Origin of the sequence: Kribbella shirazensis (genome assembly GCF_011761605.1) — a bacterium.
GTDB lineage: Bacteria > Actinomycetota > Actinomycetes > Propionibacteriales > Kribbellaceae > Kribbella > Kribbella shirazensis.
Genome location: NZ_JAASRO010000001.1, coordinates 4,389,282 through 4,412,100 on the forward strand (window position 1 = coordinate 4,389,282; position 22,819 = coordinate 4,412,100).

Here is a 22,819-nt window from a genome sequence, read left to right on the forward strand (position 1 = left end):
GGTGCTCACAGTGCCCACAGTGCCCACGGCGCTCATGACGGGAACGGCGGGCATGGTGGGCACGACAAGCACGCGGATCATGATCCGGAGATGTTCCGGCGGAAGTTCTGGCTGAGTCTGGTTCTGACGCTGCCGATCGTCGCGACCAGCGACATGGTGATGGAGTGGTTCGGGTACTCCCTCGACTTCCCGGGGATCGCGTGGGTCGGCCCGGTGCTGGGCACGTTCGTGTTCTTCTACGGAGGGTGGCCGTTCCTGCAGGGCGGCGTCCGCGAGGCCCGCGACAAGGCGCCGGGCATGATGCTGCTGATCTCGATGGCGATCACCGTCGCGTACGTCGCCTCGCTCGCCACCAGCGTCGAGCTGTTCGATCTCGACTTCTGGTGGGAACTGGCGGCCCTGGTCACGATCATGCTGCTTGGCCACTGGCAGGAGATGAAGGCGATCGGCCAGGCGCAGGGAGCGCTGGCGGCGCTGGCCGCGCTGCTGCCGGACGAGGCCGACCGCGTGGTCGGTGAAGACATCGAGACCGTCAAGGTCAGCGACCTGGGGATCGGCGACGTCGTCCTGGTGCGCTCCGGCGGCCGGGTCCCGGCCGACGGCAAGATCGTCGACGGCGCGGCCGAACTGGACGAGTCCATGATCACCGGTGAGTCCCGGCCGGTTTCCCGTACGGCGGGCGACCGGGTCGTGGCCGGTACGGTGGCGACCGACTCCGCGATCCGGGTGCGGGTCGACGCGGTCGGCGAGGACACGGCCCTGGCGGGCATCCAGCGGCTCGTGGCCGAGGCGCAGCAGTCGAGCGGGCGGGCTCAGGTTCTCGCGGACCGATTCGCGGCGATGCTGTTCTACATCGCGACCGCCGCGGCGCTGATCACGTTCGTCGCGTGGTGGCTGCTGGGCGACCTGGACGAGTCCGTCGTACGGACTGTGACCGTCCTGGTCATCGCCTGCCCCCACGCCCTCGGGCTGGCGATCCCGCTGGTGATCTCTCTGTCGACGGCTGTCGCGGCCAAGGCGGGCATCCTGGTGAAGGACCGGCTGGCGCTGGAGCGGATGCGGACCGTGCAGGCCGTGCTGTTCGACAAGACCGGCACGCTGACCAAGGGTGAGCACGTCGTCAGCGGGATCGCCGGTGACGAGCAGGAGGTACTGCGGATCGCGGGAGCGGTCGAGTCCGACAGTGAACACCCGCTGGCTCGCGCGATCGTCCGGGCAGCCGACGAACGCGGTGTCCGCGGCAGGGCGACCGACTTCAAGTCGCTCACCGGGCGCGGCGTGCAGGCTGTTGTCGATGGCAACAACTACGCGGTCGGCGGCCCGGCCCTGCTGCGGGAGCTGCAGGTCGAGGTCACCGGCGAGTACGCCGAACACGCTGCCGAATGGTCCGGCCGCGGCGCCGCGGTGCTCTACCTGCTGGAGCTCGACGGCGGCCAGGCGAAGGTGCGTGGCGCGATCGCCCTGGAGGACGAGGTCCGTCCCGAGGCGCGGCAGGCGGTCGAGCAGCTGCGTGCTGCCGGGGTCGAGAAGATCGTGATGATCACCGGTGACGCGAAGCCCGTCGCCGAGGCGGTCGCCGCGGACCTCGGGTTCCGTGACGGTGTCGACGAGGTGTTCGCCGAGGTACTGCCGGCCGACAAGGACAAGGCGGTCAGCGAGCTGCAGGCCCGCGGATTGCGGGTCGCGATGGTGGGCGACGGCGTGAACGACGCGCCCGCGCTGGCCCGCGCGGATGTCGGCATCGCGATCGGCGCCGGTACCGATGTGGCGATCGAGTCGGCGGGTGTCGTGCTGGCGTCCTCGGACCCGCGCGGTGTCACGGGCGTGATCCGGCTCTCCAAGGCGTCGTACCGCAAGATGATCCAGAACCTCGCCTGGGCCGCCGGCTACAACGTCATCGCGATCCCGCTGGCCGCCGGCGTGCTGGCCTGGGCGGGCCTCACCCTCAGCCCGGCGATCGGCGCGGTCCTGATGTCGATCTCTACCATCGTCGTCGCCCTGAACGCGCAACTCCTGCGCCGGGTCCACCTGACGTCGGCCGACTGAGCCGGACAACCAACCGAAAGGAAGAACAGATATGTGCGACAACTGCAGCTGCGGCACCAACGCCACCCAGGACACCGAGCCGATCAAGCTCGACACCGCCCCGATCGAAACCGTCTACGGTGTCGAGGGCATGACCTGCGGCCACTGCGCGAGCTCGGTGTCGGATCAGCTCGCCAAGCTGGACGGAGTCGTCTCGGTGGACGTCGAGGTGTCCTCGGGGTCGGTGACGGTCCGCAGTACGTCGCCGCTCGACCGTGAGACCGTCCGCGGCGCCGTGGACGAAGCGGGCTATCAGCTGGCCGGCGCCTGATCGACCCCTCGGGGTGCCGTCCGACCAGTCCGGCACCCCGAGGTCAGCTGAACGAGTACTTTGTAGATCGTCGTGAGGGATCCGAGGATGGAACGTCGGGGAGCAGCAGCCGGATCGCGGGTGATCCGGCTGCTGCTTCACGTGTGTGTGCTCGCCGGTGTGCTCGGGATGCACGCGCTGACGATGAACCACGACGTCGCGACGGTTCAGTCGTCGATGCACGGGGAGCACGCCGGAGTCTCCGGTGTCCCGGTGCATGATCCGGCGGGACCGCCGACGTACCTCGAGACTGCTCCCGAGCCGATGGGCTCGATGTGCGTGGCGTTCCTCGGAGCCGTGACGCTGATCGGGCTGGCGTTGTACCTGATCTGGCAGCGATCGGCGAGGCCGGCGCCGTGGGCGACGCTGGTGCGCGTCGTGCCGTCCGCCGTGCTCGGTCGCTCGCCGCCCTGGCTCGCTCCGTCGTTGTCGAAGTTGTGCGTGCTGCGGACTTAGGCCGCTCGTCGCTCGCAGCAGAACTTCGGACAATCGACGGAAGGAAACACTGACGATGCGTAGCACACAGAGGGCCGCCGTGGCGGCTCTCACCCTCGCGGCCGGCCTCGGGCTGGTTGCCTGCGGCAATGACAACGGTGGCGAGTCCGGCGGCATGCCGGGCATGCACCACGGCACGAAGAACACCCCGTCCGCCGACACGACCGCTCCGGCCGATCACAACGACGCCGATGTGACGTTCGCGACCGCGATGATTCCGCACCACCAGCAGGCCGTCACGATGGCCGACGTGGCGCTGCGCCAGGCGAGTAACGCCACGGTCAAGCAGTTGGCCACGGCGATCAAGGCGGCCCAGGACCCCGAGATCAAGCAGATGTCGGGCTGGCTCACGGCGTGGGGCGAGATGGTCCCGACGCCGGGTATGGGCCACTCGATGGCAAGCGGGGAAGGCATGATGACCGAGGAGGAGATGACCGCGCTGGGTAAGGCCGGCGGGGCCGCCTTCGACCGGATGTGGGTCCAGATGATGATCAAGCACCACCAGGGCGCCGTCGCGATGGCCAAGACCGAACAGGCCACCGGGCAGAGCCCGACAGTGATCGCACTGGCCAAGACGATCGAGACGGCGCAGACCGCCGAGATCGCCACCATGCAGAAGCTCCTCGCCCAACTGCCGTAGAACTCGCCTGAAACGGCCAGGATCGCGCTCCGCGATCCTGGCCGTTTTCGCTGTTCTCATTGGCCTGTCGTCACTGGGCCTTGCCAAACACACTATACCCCCCTATGGTATCGAGGCATGAACCGAACATGAACTAGGGGATCGGTCGGTTCCGACCGATACCTATAAGGGGTAAGGGGTATATGATGAGTAACACTTCCGCGCCGGCGTCTTCCCGGCGCTGGTGGGCGCTCGGGCTGATCGCCGGCGCTCAGTTCATGGTGATCATGGATACGTCGATCATCGGGGTGGCGCTGCCGCAGATGCAGGCCGATCTCGGGTTCACCCCGGGAAGCCTGTCGTGGGTCTTCAACGCCTACGTGGTCGCGTTCGGCGGACTGCTGCTTCTCGGCGGACGCCTGTCGGATCTGCTCGGTGCGCGGCGGATCTTCGCGACCGGGTGGGCAGTGCTGTTGATCGGTTCGGTCCTGGCCGGCGTCGCCGGGGGAGTAGGGCTCGAACTCGCCGGACGCGCCGTCCAGGGTGTAGGTGCCGCACTGATCGCGCCGGCCGCGTTGACGCTGCTGATGATGCTGTTCGGCGGCAATCCCGCGGAGCTGACGAAGGCGATCGCGCTGTACGGTGCGGCCGCGCCCGCCGGTGGAACAGCCGGTGTCTTCCTCGGCGGCGTCATCACGCAGTACCTCTCGTGGCCGTGGGTGTTCTTCCTCAATGTGCCGATCGCCCTGGTGGCGCTGATCGCGACCCCGGCCCTGATGCCGGCCGCGGCACCGCGACGGGGGAGCGTCGATCTTCTCGGTGCGCTGACCGTCACAGGCGGACTCGCAGCGGGCGTCTACGCGATCGTGCGGGCGCCGGAGGTCGGCTGGGCCTCGGCCCAGACGTTGCTGGTCGGTCTTGCGGCGGTGCTGCTGCTCGGTGTGTTCGTGGCGATCCAGGCGGCGCGCCGTGAGCCGCTGATGCGGCTGGCAATCTTCCGTACGCCGAATCTCGCGGCCGCCAACGTCGCGCAGCTGCTGCTCGGCGCGGCCTGGGTGCCGATGTGGTTCTTCCTGAACCTGTACCTGCAGCAGGTGCTCGGCCTGAGCGCGTTCCCGAGCGGCGCGGCGTTGTTGCCGATGACAAGCTTCATCATGCTGGGCATGATCGTCGCCGCACCTCGGCTGATCGCGGCCATCGGCCCGAAGAAGAGCCTGGTCACCGGTATGTCGATCCTGACCGTGGGGCTGGCGGCACTGTCCCTGATCAGGTCGACCGGCTCGTTCTGGACCGACGTACTGCCGGCCTCACTGATCGCGGCCGCGGGGATGTCACTGGCGTTCATCCCGAGCCTCGGCATCGCGCTGTCGTCGGCCCGTCCGGAGGAGGGCGGACTCGCCTCCGGGATCGTGAACACCAGCTACCAGATCGGGTCGGCGCTCGGTCTGGCCGCGATGACGGCCCTCGCCGCAGCCAACGGCGCGGACCGGTTGGGCGATCCGTCGGCCCTGACCAACGGCTACTCGACGGCGCTCGTCGGCGCAGCCGTCATCGCGGCAGTCGGCGCCGTACTGGCCGCGGTCACGCTCCGCTCCCCGCGGCCGGTGGCTGACGAGTCTGCCGACCGCGAGTCGTCCACCGCCCGATGACATGCCACGCGTCCCGGCACCGGCCACCAAGTCCGGCGCCGGGACGCGTCGCCGTACGACGTACCGCGATCGCGCCCAGCATCGCGCCGCCGAGCACGAGATGTAGCCAGGCATCCGGGCCACTCGTCGGCACCAGCGCCGGCAGAGCGGGCGAGCCGTCGACCTGGCCGTACGCGGCGAGCGCGATCATCGCGACGCCGCCGACCATGAGCAACCTCCGGCAGCCCCGCAGGGAACCGGCGCTCAACACGACGCCGACCGCCAGCAACAGGTGTACGACGCTGTCCACGAACGAGACGTGGAACAGGCCGAACAAGAGTCCGCCGGACGGCCGCAGCTCAAGTGCCGGTACGTCGTCTCGGAGCAGGAGAAGGAATCCGAAGCAGGACAGCGTGAACAACGCACCTGCGATCCACAGAGCCAACTCCTGCGTGGCCGCTGGGCGGGGTCTGATGTTCTCCACGTGCGGCTCCTCACTGGGCAGGCGAGTCTCCGGGCGTTTCGGATGTGACGACTGTAAGCCGCGCAGCCCGGGCGGTCCGCAGTTGTCGGCGCGTCGTCATGAACTCTCGCAGTGAACCGGATTCGGGCGGCCTCAGGACTGCGGCGCCTGAGGCTGGGCCGCCGGGAGTCCGCTGCGGTACTTGAGGAGCCCTTCGATGCCGCGCAGGAACGTGTCGCAGATGGGTTTCGGGTCGGTCAGGCAGCCGGCGGCCATGGCGCCGTCGCGGAGCATGACGAAATGCCGGGCGGCCGGTTCGGAGTCGATCTTGCCGATGCCGGAGAACAGTTCGACGAGCGTGGTGAGGAACCATTCGCGGTGCTCGAGGACGGCCTGGTGTACCGGATGGGCCGGGTCGGGGTACTCGGCGGCGGCGTTGAGGAACGCGCACCCGCGGAAGCCGGGCCGCTGGATGTCGTCGGTGATGGATCGGCCGACGGCTCGGATGATGTCGTCCGGATTCGTGCCCTCGGTCCGCGCGGCGTCCACCTGCGCGCGGATCGCCTCGTCGGCCTGCGTCAGGTAGGCGACGATCAGGGCGTCCTTGCTCGGGAAGTGGCGATAGAGCGTCGCGCGCGTGACCTGCGCCTCGGCGATCACGCGGTCGATGCCCACGGCGTGCAGGCCTTCGGTGTAGAAGAGCCCGGTGGCTGTGCCGAGCAGTCGAGCCCGTGCTTCCGACATGTGTTCTCCATCTCTCGGTGCCGGTCACGAGGCTAGCAGATAGAACGATCGGTCTTGACGTCATCGCGGTAGATGCTGCAAGCTCAGGTGTACCGATCGTTCTATCTACATCCGAGAGAAGGACCCTGATGTCCAGTTCGTCCCAGGCCGTCGCGGCCGGTCCCGTGGCCGCCGCCCCCGGCAGCACCAAGGCGCTGCGCACCCTGTACTACGTCCGCTTCGGCTTCGCCATCATCTGGGCGGTTCTGACGATGGCGATCGCCACGTCGATCAACCCGGGAGCGGTCGTCCTGCTGGTGATCTACCCGCTGCTCGACGTAGCGGCCGCGGTGGTCGACTTCCGTTCCTCCGGGACCGCGCGCCCGAAGGGGCCGCTCTACCTCAACATGGCGCTGAGCCTGCTCACCGCGATCGGGTTGGCCGTCGCGTCGGCGTCCGGCATCCCGAGCGTGCTGCGGGTCTGGGGCGCCTGGGCGATCACCGCGGGCATCGTCCAGCTGATCGTCGCGATCCTGCGCTACCGGCTCGGTGGCCAGTGGGCGATGATTCTCAGCGGCGGCATCTCGGTCATCGCGGGCAGCAGTTTCATCCTGATGGCCGGCGGCCCGAACGCCTCCCTCACCACGGTCGCCGGATACGCGATCCTGGGCGGTGTCTTCTTCCTGATCTCCGCGATCCGTCTGCACCACCTCGCAACGAAGGCGAAGTGATATGCCGAACTCCAGCCAGGACACGTACGACGTCGTGGTCATCGGCGCCGGACCGGTCGGTGAGAACGTGGCCGACCGGGTGGTCGCGGGCGGCCTGACCGCGGCGATCGTCGAACACGAACTCGTCGGCGGCGAGTGCTCGTACTGGGCCTGTATGCCGACCAAGGCACTGCTCCGCGACGCCGCCGCGCTCCGCGCCGCACGCGCGCTACCGGCCGCAGGCCACGCCGTCAGCGGCGGCCTTGATCCGGCCAAGGTGCTGGCCCGGCGCGATCGCTTCACCTCCGAATGGAACGACTCCGGGCAGGTCGAGTGGCTGAACCAGGCAGGCATCACCCTGGTTCGTGGTCACGGACGCATCACCGGCACGCGAGCCGTGACCGTCACGCACACCGACGGCACGACCACGACGGTGCAAGCGCGTCATGCGGTCGTGATCGCGACGGGCAGCAGCGCCCACCTGCCGCCCATCCGCGGACTGGCGGACGTGGCGCCGTGGACGAACAGGGAAGCCGCCGCGGTCCGAACCATCCCGAACCGGCTCGCCATCATCGGTGGCGGCGTCGTCGGATCCGAAATGGCCACCGCGTTCAGCGACCTCGGCGCGCAGGTGACCCTCGTGTCCCAGACCCGCCTGCTGCCCGGCGTGGAGCCGTTCGCCGGTGAACAGGTGACCGATGCTCTCCGCACGGCCGGAGTATCGCTCCACCTCAACGTCGAAGCCACCGAGGTCGGCCGGGACGACTCCGGCGCGGTGCACCTCACCCTGTCCGACGGCACCACCGTCGAGGCGGACGAGGTTCTCGTCGCCACAGGACGCACCCCGAACACCAAGGACCTCGGCCTGGATCACCTCGGCCTGACGCCCGGGGACTGGCTGCACGTCGACGACAACCTCGCCGTGCTCGACGACACCGGTACGCCGCTGCAAGACAGCTGGCTGTACGCCGCCGGCGACGTGAACAGGCGGGCCCTACTGACTCATCACGGCAAGTACCAGGCCCGCGCTCTGGGTGATGCCATCGCCGCGCGGGCCCGCGGTGACAAGCTCGATCTGAGCCCTTGGGGACGTCACGCGGTCACCGCCGACGAGCGCGCCACCACACAGGTGATCTTCACCGATCCCGAGGTCGCCGCCGTCGGCCTGTCCGCCGAAGGCGCAACGGCGGCCGGTCTGAAGATCCGGATCGTCGACTACGACCTCGGAGCGGTCTCCGGCGCCGCGCTGCACGCCGACAACTACCGCGGGCAGGTTCGCATGATCGTCGACGAGGACCGCGACGTGCTCATCGGCTTCACCGCCGTCGGACCCGACGTCGCCGAACTCCTGCACGCGGCGACCGTCGCCATCGTCGGCGAAGTACCGCTCGACCGGCTCTGGCACGCCGTTCCCGCCTACCCGACGATGAGCGAGCTCTGGCTCCGCCTCCTCGAAACCGACGGCCGCGACCGGTAGCTCAGCGAGCGGTAGCCGCGGGTAGGGGGCGCGACCGGTGGCTCAGCGGCTGGTCCGGAGCTCGGCGAGGACCTGTTCGGCGTAGTCGGCGCGGACCTTTTTGTCCGCCACGAGGCGGGCGACGACGGCGGGAACTTCGGCGGCGGTCGCGCCGACGGTCGAGGCGATGTTGCGGGCGTGCAGCGACATGTGCCCGCGCTGGATGCCTTCGGTGGCGAGTGCGCGGACGGCGGCGAAGTTCTGGGCGAGGCCGACGGCCGTGATGATCTCGGCCAGCTCGGCGGCGGTGCGGACACCGAGCAGTGCGACCGCGGCCTGCGCGGTCGGATGCACCTTGGTCGCGCCGCCGACCAGTCCGACGGGCATCGGCAGCTCCAGGCTTCCGGCCAGGTTGCCGTCGGCATCCTTCTCGAAGCGGGACAGCGAGGTGTAGAGACCGGCAGGGGAGACGGCGTGCGAGTGGGCTCCGGCCTCGACGGCCCGCGTGTCGTTGCCAGTGGCAAGTACGACGGCGCTGATGCCGTTCATGATGCCCTTGTTGTGGGTGGCGGCGCGGTACGGGTCCGCCTCGGCGAGTGCGGCGGCGTGGATGATGTTGGTGACGACCTCCGCGCCGCCGAGCGCGTCCGCGTCGAACACCGCGCGGGCGCGGGAGAGCCGCAGATCGGCCTTGTTGGTGAGGATCCGCAGCAGGCTGGTGCCGCCGGCGATCTCGGCCGCGCGGGTGGCGACGGCCTCGGCCATCGTGTTGACCGCGTTGGCGCCCATAGCGTCGCGGACGTCGACCTGCAGATGCGCGATCACGTAGACGCCGGCCCGCGAGGAGATCAGCCGGACCGCGATGTCCCGCACGCCGCCGCCGAACTCGACCAACTTGGGGTCCTGCTTGTTGGCGAGGGCGATCAGTTCGTCGCGGGCCTCGAGCAGCCGGACCCGGCCGGCCTCGGGATCGGCGACACCGACGATCTGCACCTGGGCCTGCATCACGGGTGCGGTCGACGACGTGGTGAAGCCGCCGTGCAGGCGGGCGATCTTGGCGGCGTTGCTCGCCGCCGCGACGACGGAGGCCTCTTCGGTTGCCATCGGCACCAGTACGTCGACGCCGTTGACGACGAAGTTCGTCGCCACCCCCAGCGGCACGCCGAGGACCCCGGTCGCGTTCTCGATCATGTGGTCCGCCAGGCCGGCTCCGAGACCGTGGGCCGGGTCGAAGGCGGCGATCGAGCCGGGATCGACACCCGCGGCCCGGGCGACCGACGTACGCCGGTCCTCGACGGACAGATCGCGGAGACCCTGGATACGACTGGTGCGCGGCATGGCGACGACCCTCCACCTCGGTCCGACTGCGGTACGGGGGAGACGCTAGCCGTCGGCGCAGCGACCGGGAACGGACCGATCGTCCACAACGAGCCGCGGTGCTATGGATTTTTGGTCAGCTCGGCGAGGCGAACCGCGACGGTGACCCGGAACAGCCGGTCGGGTTCCTGCCAGTCGTCGCCGAGGAGTTCGGCGGCGCGTTCCAGTCGCTGGAGCACGGTGTTCTTGTGCAGGTGGAGCGCGCGGGCTGTGGCGACCGGGCTCATCCGGTTGCCCAGGTAGGCCGCGAGGGTGGGCAGGAGCTTGCCGACGTGTTTGGCATCCCAGTCCAGGACGGGTCCGATGACACGTCGCACGTACGCCGTGACGCGCGCTTCGCCCGGGCCGAACAGCGCGACGTACGGCAGGTACTCGTCGGTGGTCACTGCCGTGTCGGTCAGGCCGAGCGACGGCAGCATCCGCACGCACGACGACGCGGCCTCGACCTGGGCGCGAAGGTCGTCGGTGGCGTCGGCGAAGCTCGCGCCGACGGCCAGTACCGGCGCTCGCACAGCGCGGCTCACCGTGGTGTGGACGAAGGTGCTCGCGGCGGCCGGGTCGGCATGGGACGTGAGCACCACGGCTCGTTCCGCGTGTTCACCCGCCGGTCCGCCAGTCCGCCGCAGGGCGCGGATCGCGTCACGGCGCAGTTCGGCCGGTACGGCGACCACGACGACCGACTGCAGTTCGCCGAGCCGGATGCCGCGGGCGCGGGCCCGGGTCGCGACGTCGCCACGGCGGTCGGGGTCGTCGGACAGCATGTCGGCGAGCAGGTCGCTGCGGACCCGCTGTTCGGCCTCGATCATCGCGTCCTGCTTGAGATTGAGCAGCGCCGTGATCTGGGCGGCGCGCTCCGCGGTACGCAGTTCGACCGGTCCGAACTCCACCTCGCCCTGCTCCAGCAGCAGCGCGCCGAGCAGCGCGGACCCGGCGAGGACCGCGACCACATAGGTGCCATCGGCAACGGCGGAGCACCGTCCGCTCCGGCGGCTGCGGTCGACGGCGTCGCCGACCGGGCCGTGCAGATGCTCAGGGTCGAGCAGTGAGACCTGGCAGCGCAGTGCGCGACCGAGTGCGATGGCGACGTCCGACGCCTCGCCGCCCTGCAGGACGAGACTGGTGAGGTCACTGTGTACCTCGCTGGCGCGTTCCATCGCTTCGACGTGGCGCGAGAGTTCGCCGTACGCGCGCCGGGTCTCGTCGGCCGACTCCTGGGCGCGGGCGAGGAGCCGAGCGGTCTGCAACACGATCGCCGCGTGGTCGGCGAAGGCCGAGAGCAGCGAGATCTCCTCGGGGGAGAAGGCGTGCTCGACGCGGTTCGCAGCGAACAGGACGCCGATCACCTCGTCGCCGGCGAGCAGTGGAACGCCGAGCAGCGACACCAGACCTTCCGCGGACACCGCGGCGTCGATCGCGGAGTCGTGCCGGGCCTGGGTCATCACGGCGTACTTCGACGTCCAGAACGGGCGGCGCCCTTCGACGACCTGACTCGCGAGGCCCACGCCGGGAGGGACCCGGAGGCCGAGGAACGACGGCTCGACCGTGCCGAGCGTGGTGCGCACGCGGAGCTCGCGGCTGTCCGGATCGAACTCGGACAGGTACGTCACGTCGGTGCCGACCAGGTCGTGGGCGCGCTCGACGAGCCGGCCGAGCAGTTCGTCGACGTCGCGGAGCTGGGCGAGTTCGCGTGCCGAGGAGAAGAGCGCGGTGAGCTCCTGGTCGCGGCGTCGCCGGCGTTCCGAGGTCGCCCGCAGGCGGCGGATCTCGGTGCCGACGCGCAGGGCATCAGGTCCGGACAGTCGCGCGCCGCCGAGCAGGCTGTCCACATCGACCTCCTGCTCGGCCGAGGCCGCCTGCAGGAGCCTGACGACAACGTCGACCGGGAGTGCGTCCGTCACGTAGTACTCCTCGATCTGATGTACCGATCGTCCAGCACACTGTAGAGGATCGTGGATGAACAACACATAGCTTGGGGGAGTTGGCGCTCGTACAGTCCTGGAAGATCCGCACCGACGCAGTCGAAGGAGAGCGAGCATGACCCTGCATGTGGGCATTGACGTCGGTGGCACGTTCACCGACGCCGTGGCGATCGTCGACGGGCGCGCGATCCGCGGCAAGGCGTTCTCGACCAAGGACGTGACCACCGGGATCCTCGACGCGATCGGCGTACTGCGGGAGCGCGCGGGGATGGCCGAGGCCGAGTTCCTCGGGGCGGTCGACCGGTTCGTCCTGGGCAACACGATCGTCACCAACGCCGTCGACGAGCAGAAGTACGCCGCGGTGGGTCTGCTGACCACGCAGGGCTTCCGCGACACGCTCCGCATCGCCCGGTCGGCCCGCACCGACGAGCGTGACCCGCACCGGATGGCGGCGCCGCCGGACATCGTGGAGCGGCGCCGGATCGTCGAGGTCGCCGAGCGGGTCGATGCGCACGGCAACGTTCTGGTCCCGCTCACCGAGGACGCGATCGCGGACGCCGTCGACGCGGTGCTCGCGACCGGTGCCGAGGCGGTCGCGGTCTGCTTGCTGTGGTCGTTCCGGAACGCGGCACACGAGAAGGCCATCGGCGAGTACCTCGACAAGCACCGTCCGGGCGTCCCGTACACGCTCTCCAGCGCGTTGACCCCGGTGTACCGCGAATACGAGCGGATGGTGACGACCGCGCTGGACGCCGCGGTCAAACCGCTCGTCGCGTCGCACTTCGATCACCTCGCCGACGAGTTGTCGAGCAGGGGGCTGCGGGCCCGGGTGCAGATCATGCAGGTGCACGGCGGGTTCCTGTCGGTGGAGGAGACCGGGAAGGCGCCGATCTCGATGTTCAACTCCGGACCGGTCGGCGGCGTGACCGGAGCGCGGCTGCTCGGCAAGCAGCTCGGCCGCCGGCGGGTGCTGACCGCGGACATGGGCGGTACGAGCCTCGACGCGGCCGCGATCATCGACGACGAGTTCCGGCTGCTGCCACGGGCCGAGATCGGCGGTCTGCCGACGAGCCTGACCGCGGTCGACATCGAGACCATCGGCGCCGGCGGCGGCAGCCTCGCCTGGGTGGACGGCCGGAACCTGCTCCGCGTCGGTCCGCACAGCGCGGGCTCGATGCCCGGTCCGGCCTGCTACGGAAAGGGCGGCACCCAGCCCGCGGTCACCGACGCCGCGCTCGTGCTCGGACTCATCAACCCCGACTACTACCTGGGCGGCACGGTCCCGCTGTACGAGGACCAGGCCCGCGCCGCACTCCGCAAGCACGTGGCCGAACCGCTCGGGATCACCGAGGAAGCCGCGGCCGAGGGCGTGTACCGGCTGGCGACGTCGCAGATGGCCAACGCGCTGCGCAAGATCACCGTGAACCGCGGCCACGATCCGCGGGAGTTCACGCTCGTCGGTTTCGGCGGCGCGTGCGGGCTGTTCGCGGCCGGCATCGCCGCGGAGGCCGGCGTCCGCGAGGTGGTCGTTCCTCGCAACGCCGCGGTCTTCTCGGCTCACGGTCTGATGCACGCCGACTCGGTGTTCTCCGCCGTACAGACGAGCCCCTGGACGCCTGCCCACCCGGCGGCCGCGCTCGACGCGGAGTTCGTGGCTCTCGAGGCGCGTGCCCAGGCCTGGTTCGAGGCCGAGGGGATTCCGGAGGACCGGCGGGAGCTGTACCGCGAGGCGGACATGAAGTTCGTCGGCCAGATCTTCGAGGTGACGACCCGGCTGCCGGCCGGCACATTCGGGGAGCAGGACAAGGAGGCGCTGCACGCGCAGTTCATCGCCGACTACGAGGAGGAGTTCGGCGCCGGGACCGCCTGGACCGAGGCCGGGATCCTGCTCGTCAACTCCCGCGTCCGGGCGATCGGGCGCAGCGACGTACAGACCGTGGAGCTGGTCGCGGGCGCGGAGGCGGAGCGTCACGAGCGCAGCCGCCGCCGCGTGATCGAGCCGCTCACTGGTGAGCGCGTCGAGCTCGAGGTGCACCGCGGGTTCGGGGCGCTCGGGCACGCCGGCGGACCCTGTCTGCTGGAGGAGCCCGACACCACGGTGTACGTGCCCAGCGGGGCCACCGCCGAACTCACCGGCAGTGGCGACTTCCTGCTCCGCCTGAGCCGCTGAACCCGACCCTGTCGAAGGAGACGACCATGACCAGCAGCTCGTACACGCTCCCCGCGGGGTTCGACCCGGTCACCCTCGAGGTGATCCGGATGCGCCTGGACTCGATCGTGGAGGAGATGGGCATCGCGATGATCCGGTCCTCCGGATCGCCGGTGATCACCGAGGCGGGTGACTTCAACACCGCGCTGTTCGACCCGACCGGCCGCATCTACGCGTACTCCGACTACGTCCAGTTCCACATCGGCTCCGGCAGCGTCGCCGTACAGAACCTGGTGAAGGCGATCGAAGGAGAGCCGCTGGCTCCGGGCGACGCGTTCATCTCCAACGACCCGCACACCGCGGGCGCCAGCCACCCGCCGGACACCAACGTGATCTCGCCGATCTTCCACGGCTACGAACTGATCGGCTGGGCCCAGTCGCAGGCGCACCTGGTGGACGTCGGCGGCATGACCCCGGGCGGCTTCGCGCCCGGTGCCCACGACTGTTACGCCGAGGCGCTGCGGCTGCCGCCCGGTGTGAAGATCTTCGAGCGCGGCGAGCCGGTGGAGTGGGTACGCCGGATCCTGCTCAACAACGTCCGCGTGCCGGTGCTGTACTGGAACGACGTACGCAGCCTGGTCGCCAGCAACAACACCGGCATCCGGCGGCTGCTGGGCACGATCGAGGAGTTCGGCCTCGAACGGTTCCGCGAGTACTCGCAGCTGTCGTTCCAGCTGGCCGAGCAGGTCGTCCGCGACCGGATCCGCGCGATCCCGGACGGCGTCTACACCGCCGAGGAATGGACCGAGCACAACGGGCACGTCGACGAGCTGTACCGCGTCGCGTGCACCATGACGAAGCGCGACGACCAGATCACCTTCGACTTCAGCGGTTCCAGCGAGCAGACCGACGGGTTCGTCAACTGCAGTTACGGCGCGCTGGTCGGCAGTGTCGCGACCGCCGTCGTACCGATCCTGGCCTGGGACGTACCGTTCAACGAAGGGGTCATGACCGCGTTCGACATCCTGGCCGAGCCGGGGTCGATCGTGAATCCGCGGCCGCCGGCGCCGATCAGCAACGGCCACCTCACCACCGGCGCGCGGGTCAGCCGCGTCGTGACCAAGCTGCTGAACGACGCCTGCCGGGGCAGCGCGGACGACACCATCCGCGACCGCACCCAAGGCGTGTGGGCGGACTCGTGGACCGGTGGGATCTCCGCCGGTACGACGGACGACGGCGAGTACTTCGTCCTGTTCAACATGGACGGCGGCGGTATGGGCGCCGGCGCGCAACCGGACCGCGACGGGCTCGACTGCGCGGGCATGATGACGCAGGTCAACAACATGCTGCCGGACGTCGAGATGAACGAGATGCTGTACCCGGTGCTCTACCTGTGGAAGCAACTCGACACCGCGAGCGCCGGGCACGGTTCGCACCGCGGCGGGCTCGGCCTGCGGTTCGCCTGGACGCTGCACGGCGCGCAGGAGGTCACGCAGACGGTCTTCGCCCCGACCGCCCAGGTCGTTGCCGACGGCTTCGGTGGCGGTCTGCCCGGCGGCGGCAGCGGCCACGAGGTGTGGCGCGGGACCGATGTCGCGCAGTTGTTCGCCGACGGTCTCGTGCCGGACCCGGACTCGCTGACCGCGGCGGATCGGGAGTTGCTGGCGATCAACCAGCAGTCGGTGAGCATTCGGGCCGGAGACGTCTTCGTGCAATGGATCGCCGGCGGAGGCGGGTACGGCGATCCGCTGCTCCGCGACCCGCGGCTCGTCGCCGACGACGTACGCAACGGCTACGTGACCGCGGACACCGCGCGCCGGACGTACGGCGTGATCGTTGCCGACGGCACCGTTGACGAGACGGCCACGCTGCGAGCCCGGACCGCGCTGCGCGAGGAGCGCCTCGGCAGCACGCCGTCGCACGAGGCGTCGGCGGGGCTGTCCGCACCGCGCCGGGATGCCGACGGCTGGTACGTGCCTGCCAGCGGCGCCCGGCTGGGCAGCGCGGACGACTGGCGCAGCGAGGCACGGAAGGCCACGTACTTCGCCGCGGAACGGCTGGCCGAGTACGGCGTTCGCGTCCGCCCGCGGACCGAGGGGCGTCGGGTACTGATCGACGAGTTCTACAGTCCTTCGTGTGGCACGCTGCTGGAGGCCGCGGTCAGAGTGGAGGGCTGATGATGAACGACGACAATGACGCGATCGCGGGGCTGCTGCCCGGTGGGCTGTCCCGCGGTGCGCTGCGCGGGATCGTCGTCCTCGACATCACGCGGGTCGTGGCCGGTCCGTTCTGCTCGATGCTGCTGGCCGATCTCGGCGCGACCGTGATCAAGATCGAGAATCCGAACGAGCCGGACTACGCCAGGGCCTTCCCGCCGATGCTGCGGGCCGGCTCGGGGGAGGAGTTCAGCGCGTTTTTCGCGCAGTACAACCGGAACAAGTTCGGCCTCACCCTCGACCTGGCCGGTGACGACGGCAAGCAGGTGCTCAAGGACCTCGTGCGGCGGGCCGACGTACTCGTCGAGAACTTCCGGCCCGGCACGATGGACAAGCTCGGCGTCGGGTACGACGTCCTGCGTGCGGAGAACCCGCGCCTGGTGTACACGGCGATCTCCGGCTACGGGCAGACCGGTCCGTACCGGCGCCGCCCGGCGTACGACAACAGCGCGCAGGCCACCGGCGGGCTGTGGTCGATGAACGGCTTCCCGGACCGGCCGCCCGCCCGGGTCGGCACCATCATCGGCGACCTGTCGGCCACGTTGTACGCCGTCATCGGCGTCCTCGCCGCGCTGCGGCACGCGGAACGGACCGGGGAGGGGCAGCTCGTCGACGTGTCCCAGCAGGACTCGGTGCTCAGCCTCACGGAGAACGCCGTGGTGTCGTACACCGTCGACGGCAAGGTCCCCGGTCCGCTGGGCAACGAGCATCCGTTCGTGAAGCCGTACGAGCTCTACCCGTGCAAGGACGGGTTCGTGTTCTTCGGCGGCTACACCGACAAGTTCTGGCGGCTGTCGTGCCATCTGTTCGGGCAGCCCGAGCTCGCCGGCGATCCCGAGATCGACACGATGGCCAAGCGGTTCGACCCCGAGGTGTACGAACGCCGTGTGCGGCCGGTGCTGCACCAGTGGTTCGAGGACCGGACGAAGGCCGAGCTCGAGGAGATCGTCGGGGACGCCGTACCGCTGAGTGCGATCAAGGACATCGGCGAGGTCGTCGAGGACCCGCAGATCGCGGCGCGCGACATGGTCGTCGACGTCGAGTACCCGGAGTTCGGCGAGCTGCGGATGTTCGGTTCGCCGATCAAGCTCGGCGGCACGCCCACCCAGCCCCGGGGCCTCGCGCCGAAGGTCGGTGAACACTCGCCGACGATCCTGCGCGCGCTCGCCGGCCTCGACGACGAGCGGATCGCGGAACTGCGGGACAAGGGCGTGATCTGATGGGCGGCATCACGCTGGAACGCGACGGGGCGGTCGCGATCATCCGGTTCGACCGTCCGGACAAGCTCAACGCGCTGACGCTCGCGATGTACGACGAACTCGGCGCGGCCTTCGCCGAGGTCCGCGACGACGACTCGCTCGCCGTCGCGATCCTCACCGGCGCCGGCGACCGCGCGTTCTGTGTCGGCGCCGACCTGACCGAGTCCATCCCGGCGCTGGCCGAGGGCCGTTTCGACATCTCGGAGTGGGACGCCGCGCACCAGAAACACAGCACGCTGTTCAAACCGGTGATTGCCGCGGTCAACGGTCTGTGCCTCGGCGGCGGCTTCGAGATCATGCTGTCCACCGATCTCCGGATCGGTGCCGACACCGCGGAGTTCGGCCTCCCCGAGAGCGGCGTCGGCGTCGTACCCGCCGGCGGCACGCTCACCCGGCTGACACGGCAGATCCCGTACGTCTGGGCGATGGAACTGATGCTCCTCGGCGACCGGATCCCGGCCGCCCAGGCGCTGCGCTACGGCTTGCTGAACGACGTCGTACCCGCGGAGAACCTGCTCGAGACCGTACTGGAACGCGCCGACCGGCTGGTGCGCAAAAGCGGCACCGCCCTCGCAACCATCAAAGAGGCCGTCCTACGCCTGGGCGACCTCCCACAGCACCAGGCCTTCCACAGCGAAGCCCTCTACGGCCAAAAGGCCTTCACCGCCCCCGATGCCCACGAAGGCCTCACCGCCTTCACCGACCGCCGCCCACCCAACTTCCCCTCCCGCCACAACACCAAGCCCCGCTCGACGTGACGACGTGCATTCCTTCCCGCTATGTGCGGGGCTCAGCGCGATGGTGGGGTGCGGCGGGCGAGGTCGGCGGTGCGGATGGTGGCGGTGGTTTCGGTGACGGTTGTGATCTGCTCGGCCAGGCGCGGGTGAGTCGCTCGTAGCTCGGGGCCGGCGGCGGCCAGCGGCTGGATCAGTTCGGCGGGGTCGTTCGCACCGAGCGCGTCGCGGAGCCGGGCGATGGCTGGAGCCGCCGCGGGGGAGGACGGATTCGTGGCGTCGTGCGGTAATGCGGTGACCTGGCCGGCGAGTTGGCGGAGGGTCGCGGCGTTGTCGCGGGCCCAGTCGGCGACGGCACGGTCGGCGGAGCGGCGGTCGCGGGCGGCCTGCACGCGGCGTTCGCGGGTGATGCCTGGCTGGTCGGCCGCGTGCGGTTTGAGGCGGAGGTACCGCCGCTCGGCGGCCTGGCGGCTGGCGAGACCGAGCGTGGGCGCGATCTCCGCCCAGGTCACGCCGCGGTCCCGCGCGGCGTCGACGAGGACGGGCTCCCACTGGTCGAAGTACGTCCGCAGCCGGTGCAGGGTCGTGAGCGTGGCGAGGAGCTGGTCCGGGTCGGCGTTCTCCACGGCACCGGGGGTCGCCAGCAGTTCGAGGCCGTCGAGTCGATCGTCCATCACGCTCCGCTCCCTGTCACCAAGATGCTGACAATCAGTCTTGTCATCGTTTCGATGACATGTTAGAACAGAAGTGCGTGTTGACGCCACCAGTCCGAGTCGAGGATCAGGAGGTGCAGGACAGATGTTGATGCGCACAGACCCGTTCCGGGAGTTGGACCGCCTGACGCAGCAGTTCTTCGGTGGCGCCGGCGGTCAAGGGACCTGGTCGAGGCCGAATCCGATGCCCCTGGACGCCTACCGTTCGGGCGACGAGTACGTGATCTCCTTCGACCTCCCCGGTGTCGCACCGGATGCGATCGAGCTCGACGTCGAGCGCAATGTGCTGACGGTGAAGGCGGAGCGACGTCCTCCGGAAGTCGCCGAGAACGTGGAGATGCAGGTCGCGGAGCGGCCGCTCGGGGTGTTCTCCCGGCAGCTGTTCCTCGGCGAGACGCTCGACACCGGCAAGATCGAGGCGAGCTACGACGCCGGCGTCCTGACGCTGAAGATCCCGATCGCCGAGCAGGCCAAGCCGCGACGGATCACCGTCACCGGCGCGAGCAGTCACAAACAGCTCGACGCCTGACCTGTCCAAGGAGCCGACAGACGCGACGTGGCGGCCCGCGGCACCACGCAGGAGCAGTCCCACTCCCACCGGGGTCACGTCCCAGCGGCGAGGCCGCCACGTCGTCCTGACCCGCCGACCGAGACCGGTCGTTCAGAAGATGTAGAAGCCGGTGATTGCGGTTGGCAGGATGCCCAGGGGGAGCCAGGGGGAGAGCGGTGTGCGGCGGAAGATGGCGAGGATGCCTGCCGCCGTGAGGAGGCCGATCACGCCGGACATGATCCACAGGCCGACGCCGCGGCCGAAGTCGTCGCGGGACACGCCGATGCTGTAGACGGCCAGCGTGACGGCCGGGACGGTGCCGACGTGGAACAGGACGGCCGAGACGACCCAGCGCTGGACGGTCTCGATGTTCATCGGGCGAGGCGTGCGCCGTCGCCGTACCGGACGCCGGGGCGGCGGCGTTTGCTCAGGAGCCGATTCCCGCCGGCCGGCGTCGGTCGTGTCGTCCATCAGTCCTCATTCGGGGTTGCGGTGCCGGCGTTCTTGGCGGCGGCGATGACGCGGGTCAGGCGTTCGTGGAGTTGCATCAGCTCGTCGATGTCCAGGCCGAGCCGGGAGACGATGGCCGGGGGAACGTTCAGCGCCTCCTCGCGGAGCGCACGTCCCTTGTCGGTGAGCGCGACGGCGAGCGAGCGCTCGTCCTTGGTGTCGCGATCGCGGCGCAGCAGGCCCGCGCTCTCGAGACGCTTGAGCAGCGGGGAGAGCGTGGCGGGCTCGAGCTGGAGCATGCCGGACAGGTCCTTGACCGAGACCGGTTCGAACTCCCAAAGCGCCAGCATGACGAGGTACTGCGGATGCGTCAGCCCCATCGGTTCGAGCAGGGGCCTGTACAGCGCGATCACGCCGCGCGAGGCGACCGCGAGCGCGAAGCACACCTGATGCTCGAGCGCGAGGGGGTTCTCCGGTGCCTTCGTCGTTGCCACATAGTGAGTGTAGCAACCTTATGCCCTCTAATAGTTAGTGACCTAACTAACGCGTGACGCGGTCGATGCGACGGCCCTGTTCGTCGAAGATGTGGACCCGGGCGGTGTCGACGGCGAGGTGCACGGTGTCGCCGGTCGCGAGGCCGTTGCCGGAGTCGACCTCGATGACCAGGTCGGAGCGGCGGTGTGTCGCGGGCGGGTGCGGGTCGTTGGTGCGTGGAGCGGCGGCGGATCGATGAAGGGCCGCTTTCGCCACATTGGTCAGCATGGTCCGGACCGAGGCGCGCTGTACGGCGTGCCGGGTGTGTGAGCGCTCCGCCCGGTGGCGCGGTCGCGCTTGCCCGACCAGGTCGGGGTCGAGCATCTCGATGCCCGACGCAACGAACGCGATCCACTGGTTGCCGTGGAACTCGAGTGCCCGCAGCGATCCCGACAGCTGGTTCTCGTCCCGTTCGGACGTCGGTGTGAACGCGTCGGAGCGGGCGCCGACGATCACGCGTGCGCCGTCGTGCCGGCTGAGGATGAGCGATCGGCGGTCCAGCGGAGGCAGCGCCAGGGTCTGGTCGCCGAGGTCGAGACTGACCCGGTGGTGAGCGGTCACGCGGACGGTCGCCGACATCAGGTTGATCCGCGGCGTACCCAGGAAGCCCGCGCCGAACGCGGTGGCCGGGTCGTTGTAGACCTGGTCCGGTGTCCCGACGTCCTCGATCCGTCCGTCGCGCATGATGGCGATCCGGTCCGCCAGCGTGAGGGCCTCGATCTGGTCGTGGGTGACGTACACCGTTGTCACGCTGAGATCCCGGACCATCGCCCCGATCTCCTGCCGCAACTCGGTCCGCAGGGTCGCGTCGAGGTTGGACAGCGGCTCGTCCATCAGGAAGATCCGCGGCTGCCTGACCAGCGCGCGGCCGATGGCGACGCGTTGCCGTTGGCCGCCGGACAGCGTGCGGGGCAGGCGGTCGACGGCGGTGTCGATCCGGAGGATCCTGGCCACGCCGTCGGCCTTCTCGCCGGCCTCGGCGGGGTCCTCGCCCGCCATCCGCAACGGGAACATGATGTTCTCGCGGCCGGTGCGGTTCGGGTACAGGGCGCCGTTCTGGAAGACGAGTGCGACACCACGCTCCCTGGGTGGAAGATCTGTCGCGTGCGTGCGGCCCAGCCACACATCTCCCGCGGAGAGGTCCTCCAGACCGGCAATGATCCGCAGCAGCGTGGTTTTCCCGCAGCCCGACGGCCCGAGCAGAACCATCACCTCGCCCGCGGCGATGTCGAGGCTTACGTTGTCAACGGCAACATACCGGCCGCTGAACACCTTGGACACCGAGTCCAGCTTGATCCCGGTCATGCCGCCTCCTCGAGACCGAGTACACAGGCAGGCCGCGCTGCTTGTCCAGAGTTCCCGTTTGCCGGGCGGGTTGCCGGGTACCGCAGGCGGGCTGTTGTGGGAACGACGAGAGGGGAGTTGTCATGTCGGTCATCAGTTCGAGCGAGGCATCGTGGACGCGGGGCGATCAGCTGGTGCTCGAGCGGTGCGTCTCGGCCGGACTGCCCACGGTCGTGATTGCCTTGAAGCTGGGCCGGTGTGTCGAGACCGTCCGCGTGAAGGCAGCCGAGACCGGCATACAACTCAACCCCTCGCAGGACGAGTGACGCGGCCGGTCAGCTGCGACAGGCGGGGGCGGTGCGGAGGGTGGCGTCGGCGGCCTTGAAGGCGTTGATGTTCTTCGGGGCGGCGGTCCAGGCGGCCTCCCACATGGTCTGGGCGTGGGCGGCGTCGATCTCGCCGGCCTTGTGGGCGGCCATCGCGTTCTGGTGGGCTCTCCAGTCGCCCATGCCGGCCGCGCCGGTCGCGACTGCTTTGTCGAGGATCCGCAGGCGTTGCTGGCAAGCGGTCAGCTGGGTGCTCTTGGGAGCGCCGGCGCACGAGCCGGCCCGGCGGGCGTGCTCGGCGACTGCTTGCTGATGGCGGGTGAGATCGGCAGGCCCGGCTTCCCGGGTGCGCTTCCAGATCGCCTTGGTGACTTCCTTCGGCTGGCTGCCGGTCAGCAGATCGGTGCGGGCCTGGATGTGCTCGGCCCAGTGACCGATGCCGATCCTCGCCGCCGCCACCTCGGCATCGGCCGCGGCCACCTCGGCGACGCACCCCTCGAGTGAGGCAGTCCGGGCGAGCAGCGGGCTCGCACTCGGCTGGGAAGCGGCCGGGGCCGAGGTGTGGTCAGCATGCGGAGACTGAGAGGTCGTCCGACCAGGAGCCACGTCCGCAACGCTGGTGTCGCGGTCGTTGAACAGCGCGGCCCAGGCGAGTACGCCGACCAGGGCCAACGTCAGCGTCCCGGTGACGGCGAGTACGACGAGTCCCAGCCAGCCACCGGATCTGTTGGGTCGTCCGCGGTGCCTCCTCGCCCGCGGTCCGGCATTGCCCTCAGCCATCGGTCACCTCCTCTTCAGGTGAGAATGCCGTAGTTCACG

At 69.7% G+C, this 22,819-nt stretch carries 22 protein-coding genes; 13 read left to right on the forward strand and 9 right to left on the reverse strand.

What is annotated here, in order from left to right:
* The first annotated feature begins 90 nt into the window (after window positions 1-90).
* The 5 genes from BJY22_RS21380 to BJY22_RS21400 all read left to right on the forward strand — a co-directional run bounded on the left by BJY22_RS21380 (window position 91) and on the right by BJY22_RS21400 (window position 5,158).
* Window positions 91-2,046, forward strand: coding sequence for a copper-translocating P-type ATPase (locus BJY22_RS21380; protein WP_238350422.1), 1,956 nt, complete (start codon window positions 91-93; stop codon window positions 2,044-2,046).
* A gap of 31 nt (window positions 2,047-2,077) precedes the next feature.
* Window positions 2,078-2,356: a heavy-metal-associated domain-containing protein gene (locus BJY22_RS21385; protein ID WP_167209436.1), complete on the forward strand. Its 279-nt coding sequence runs from the start codon at window positions 2,078-2,080 to the stop codon at window positions 2,354-2,356.
* Window positions 2,357-2,443: 87 nt separating this feature from the next.
* Window positions 2,444-2,851 carry a DUF6153 family protein gene (locus BJY22_RS21390; RefSeq protein ID WP_167209437.1) on the forward strand — a complete coding sequence of 136 codons (408 nt, stop codon included), beginning with the start codon at window positions 2,444-2,446 and terminating at the stop codon, window positions 2,849-2,851.
* Window positions 2,852-2,906: 55 nt separating this feature from the next.
* Entirely contained in the window at window positions 2,907-3,530 is a 624-nt protein-coding gene (locus BJY22_RS21395) for a DUF305 domain-containing protein (RefSeq protein ID WP_202891203.1), read from the forward strand.
* A 185-nt stretch (window positions 3,531-3,715) separates the two neighbouring features.
* Window positions 3,716-5,158, forward strand: coding sequence for an MFS transporter (locus tag BJY22_RS21400; RefSeq protein WP_167209439.1), 1,443 nt, complete (start codon window positions 3,716-3,718; stop codon window positions 5,156-5,158).
* Here the strand turns inward: BJY22_RS21400 and BJY22_RS21405 are convergent.
* Complete coding sequence (locus tag BJY22_RS21405; protein WP_167209441.1) at window positions 5,091-5,621, reverse strand: DUF4383 domain-containing protein; 531 nt, start codon at window positions 5,619-5,621, stop codon at window positions 5,091-5,093. The genes BJY22_RS21400 and BJY22_RS21405 overlap by 68 nt on opposite strands.
* Window positions 5,622-5,753: 132 nt before the next feature.
* The gene (locus BJY22_RS21410) at window positions 5,754-6,344 is read right to left on the reverse strand and encodes a TetR/AcrR family transcriptional regulator (protein WP_167209443.1); all 591 of its coding nucleotides are present in this window, start codon (window positions 6,342-6,344) and stop codon (window positions 5,754-5,756) included.
* A gap of 128 nt (window positions 6,345-6,472) precedes the next feature.
* On the opposite strand from BJY22_RS21410, the gene BJY22_RS21415 reads away from it, so the two are divergent.
* Window positions 6,473-7,054 carry a hypothetical protein gene (locus BJY22_RS21415; RefSeq protein WP_167209445.1) on the forward strand — a complete coding sequence of 194 codons (582 nt, stop codon included), beginning with the start codon at window positions 6,473-6,475 and terminating at the stop codon, window positions 7,052-7,054.
* A gap of 1 nt (window position 7,055) precedes the next feature.
* On the forward strand, window positions 7,056-8,510 hold the full coding sequence (locus BJY22_RS21420) for a dihydrolipoyl dehydrogenase family protein (protein ID WP_167209447.1): 1,455 nt from the start codon (window positions 7,056-7,058) through the stop codon (window positions 8,508-8,510).
* 42 nt (window positions 8,511-8,552) lie between these two features.
* On the opposite strand, the gene BJY22_RS21425 is transcribed toward BJY22_RS21420, so the two are convergent.
* The gene (locus BJY22_RS21425; protein ID WP_167209449.1) at window positions 8,553-9,827 is read right to left on the reverse strand and encodes a hydroxymethylglutaryl-CoA reductase, degradative; all 1,275 of its coding nucleotides are present in this window, start codon (window positions 9,825-9,827) and stop codon (window positions 8,553-8,555) included.
* A gap of 101 nt (window positions 9,828-9,928) precedes the next feature.
* Entirely contained in the window at window positions 9,929-11,764 is a 1,836-nt protein-coding gene (locus BJY22_RS21430) for a helix-turn-helix domain-containing protein (protein WP_167209451.1), read from the reverse strand.
* A gap of 136 nt (window positions 11,765-11,900) precedes the next feature.
* Here BJY22_RS21430 and BJY22_RS21435 point away from each other — a divergent pair, with 136 nt between their 5' ends.
* From BJY22_RS21435 to BJY22_RS21450, 4 genes are read left to right on the forward strand one after another with little or no spacing between them, the layout of a single operon-like run.
* Window positions 11,901-13,955 (forward strand): hydantoinase/oxoprolinase family protein, encoded by a 2,055-nt coding sequence (locus BJY22_RS21435; RefSeq protein ID WP_167209453.1) that lies wholly within the window; start codon window positions 11,901-11,903, stop codon window positions 13,953-13,955.
* Between the two features lie 26 nt (window positions 13,956-13,981).
* On the forward strand, window positions 13,982-16,111 hold the full coding sequence (locus tag BJY22_RS21440) for a hydantoinase B/oxoprolinase family protein (RefSeq protein ID WP_167209455.1): 2,130 nt from the start codon (window positions 13,982-13,984) through the stop codon (window positions 16,109-16,111).
* Window positions 16,112-16,113: 2 nt separating this feature from the next.
* Complete coding sequence (locus BJY22_RS21445; RefSeq protein WP_167209457.1) at window positions 16,114-17,370, forward strand: CaiB/BaiF CoA transferase family protein; 1,257 nt, start codon at window positions 16,114-16,116, stop codon at window positions 17,368-17,370.
* The gene (locus tag BJY22_RS21450) at window positions 17,370-18,167 is read left to right on the forward strand and encodes an enoyl-CoA hydratase/isomerase family protein (protein ID WP_167209458.1); all 798 of its coding nucleotides are present in this window, start codon (window positions 17,370-17,372) and stop codon (window positions 18,165-18,167) included. Before BJY22_RS21445 ends, BJY22_RS21450 begins: the two co-directional genes overlap by 1 nt.
* A 32-nt stretch (window positions 18,168-18,199) precedes the next feature.
* On the opposite strand, the gene BJY22_RS21455 is transcribed toward BJY22_RS21450, so the two are convergent.
* Entirely contained in the window at window positions 18,200-18,820 is a 621-nt protein-coding gene (locus BJY22_RS21455; protein WP_167209460.1) for a hypothetical protein, read from the reverse strand.
* Between the two features lie 121 nt (window positions 18,821-18,941).
* Here BJY22_RS21455 and BJY22_RS21460 point away from each other — a divergent pair, with 121 nt between their 5' ends.
* Window positions 18,942-19,385 carry an Hsp20/alpha crystallin family protein gene (locus BJY22_RS21460; protein ID WP_167209462.1) on the forward strand — a complete coding sequence of 148 codons (444 nt, stop codon included), beginning with the start codon at window positions 18,942-18,944 and terminating at the stop codon, window positions 19,383-19,385.
* Window positions 19,386-19,517: 132 nt separating this feature from the next.
* Here the strand turns inward: BJY22_RS21460 and BJY22_RS21465 are convergent, their stop codons facing one another.
* The 3 genes from BJY22_RS21465 to BJY22_RS21475 are packed head-to-tail and all read right to left on the reverse strand — an operon-like array spanning window position 19,518 to window position 21,695.
* Window positions 19,518-19,877 (reverse strand): hypothetical protein, encoded by a 360-nt coding sequence (locus BJY22_RS21465; protein ID WP_167209464.1) that lies wholly within the window; start codon window positions 19,875-19,877, stop codon window positions 19,518-19,520.
* Complete coding sequence (locus BJY22_RS21470) at window positions 19,877-20,350, reverse strand: MarR family transcriptional regulator (RefSeq protein ID WP_167209466.1); 474 nt, start codon at window positions 20,348-20,350, stop codon at window positions 19,877-19,879. Before BJY22_RS21470 ends, BJY22_RS21465 begins: the two co-directional genes overlap by 1 nt.
* A 46-nt stretch (window positions 20,351-20,396) precedes the next feature.
* Window positions 20,397-21,695, reverse strand: a complete 1,299-nt coding sequence (locus BJY22_RS21475) for an ABC transporter ATP-binding protein (protein ID WP_167209468.1) — start codon at window positions 21,693-21,695, stop codon at window positions 20,397-20,399.
* A gap of 122 nt (window positions 21,696-21,817) precedes the next feature.
* Here BJY22_RS21475 and BJY22_RS21480 point away from each other — a divergent pair, with 122 nt between their 5' ends.
* Window positions 21,818-22,000, forward strand: coding sequence for a hypothetical protein (locus BJY22_RS21480; protein WP_167209470.1), 183 nt, complete (start codon window positions 21,818-21,820; stop codon window positions 21,998-22,000).
* A gap of 9 nt (window positions 22,001-22,009) precedes the next feature.
* Here BJY22_RS21480 and BJY22_RS21485 read toward each other — a convergent pair whose 3' ends face one another.
* A complete protein-coding gene (locus BJY22_RS21485) occupies window positions 22,010-22,780 on the reverse strand; it encodes a hypothetical protein (protein ID WP_167209472.1) in 771 nt (256 codons plus the stop codon).
* Window positions 22,781-22,819 lie beyond the last annotated feature (39 nt).

What these genes read in the sequence shown, in the direction of transcription:
- BJY22_RS21425 (WP_167209449.1), bottom strand. Translation starts at nt 9,827, where the DNA reads ATGCCGCGCACCAGTCGTATCCAGGGTCTCCGCGATCTGTCCGTCGAG.
- BJY22_RS21445 (WP_167209457.1), top strand. Translation starts at nt 16,114, where the DNA reads ATGAACGACGACAATGACGCGATCGCGGGGCTGCTGCCCGGTGGGCTG.
- BJY22_RS21385 (WP_167209436.1), top strand. Translation starts at nt 2,078, where the DNA reads ATGTGCGACAACTGCAGCTGCGGCACCAACGCCACCCAGGACACCGAG.
- BJY22_RS21475 (WP_167209468.1), bottom strand. Translation starts at nt 21,695, where the DNA reads ATGACCGGGATCAAGCTGGACTCGGTGTCCAAGGTGTTCAGCGGCCGG.
- BJY22_RS21450 (WP_167209458.1), top strand. Translation starts at nt 17,370, where the DNA reads ATGGGCGGCATCACGCTGGAACGCGACGGGGCGGTCGCGATCATCCGG.
- BJY22_RS21480 (WP_167209470.1), top strand. Translation starts at nt 21,818, where the DNA reads ATGTCGGTCATCAGTTCGAGCGAGGCATCGTGGACGCGGGGCGATCAG.
- BJY22_RS21390 (WP_167209437.1), top strand. Translation starts at nt 2,444, where the DNA reads ATGGAACGTCGGGGAGCAGCAGCCGGATCGCGGGTGATCCGGCTGCTG.
- BJY22_RS21440 (WP_167209455.1), top strand. Translation starts at nt 13,982, where the DNA reads ATGACCAGCAGCTCGTACACGCTCCCCGCGGGGTTCGACCCGGTCACC.
- BJY22_RS21400 (WP_167209439.1), top strand. Translation starts at nt 3,716, where the DNA reads ATGAGTAACACTTCCGCGCCGGCGTCTTCCCGGCGCTGGTGGGCGCTC.
- BJY22_RS21410 (WP_167209443.1), bottom strand. Translation starts at nt 6,344, where the DNA reads ATGTCGGAAGCACGGGCTCGACTGCTCGGCACAGCCACCGGGCTCTTC.
- BJY22_RS21485 (WP_167209472.1), bottom strand. Translation starts at nt 22,780, where the DNA reads ATGGCTGAGGGCAATGCCGGACCGCGGGCGAGGAGGCACCGCGGACGA.
- BJY22_RS21415 (WP_167209445.1), top strand. Translation starts at nt 6,473, where the DNA reads ATGTCCAGTTCGTCCCAGGCCGTCGCGGCCGGTCCCGTGGCCGCCGCC.
- BJY22_RS21460 (WP_167209462.1), top strand. Translation starts at nt 18,942, where the DNA reads ATGTTGATGCGCACAGACCCGTTCCGGGAGTTGGACCGCCTGACGCAG.
- BJY22_RS21435 (WP_167209453.1), top strand. Translation starts at nt 11,901, where the DNA reads ATGACCCTGCATGTGGGCATTGACGTCGGTGGCACGTTCACCGACGCC.
- BJY22_RS21465 (WP_167209464.1), bottom strand. Translation starts at nt 19,877, where the DNA reads ATGGACGACACGACCGACGCCGGCCGGCGGGAATCGGCTCCTGAGCAA.
- BJY22_RS21420 (WP_167209447.1), top strand. Translation starts at nt 7,056, where the DNA reads ATGCCGAACTCCAGCCAGGACACGTACGACGTCGTGGTCATCGGCGCC.
- BJY22_RS21395 (WP_202891203.1), top strand. Translation starts at nt 2,907, where the DNA reads ATGCGTAGCACACAGAGGGCCGCCGTGGCGGCTCTCACCCTCGCGGCC.
- BJY22_RS21380 (WP_238350422.1), top strand. Translation starts at nt 91, where the DNA reads ATGTTCCGGCGGAAGTTCTGGCTGAGTCTGGTTCTGACGCTGCCGATC.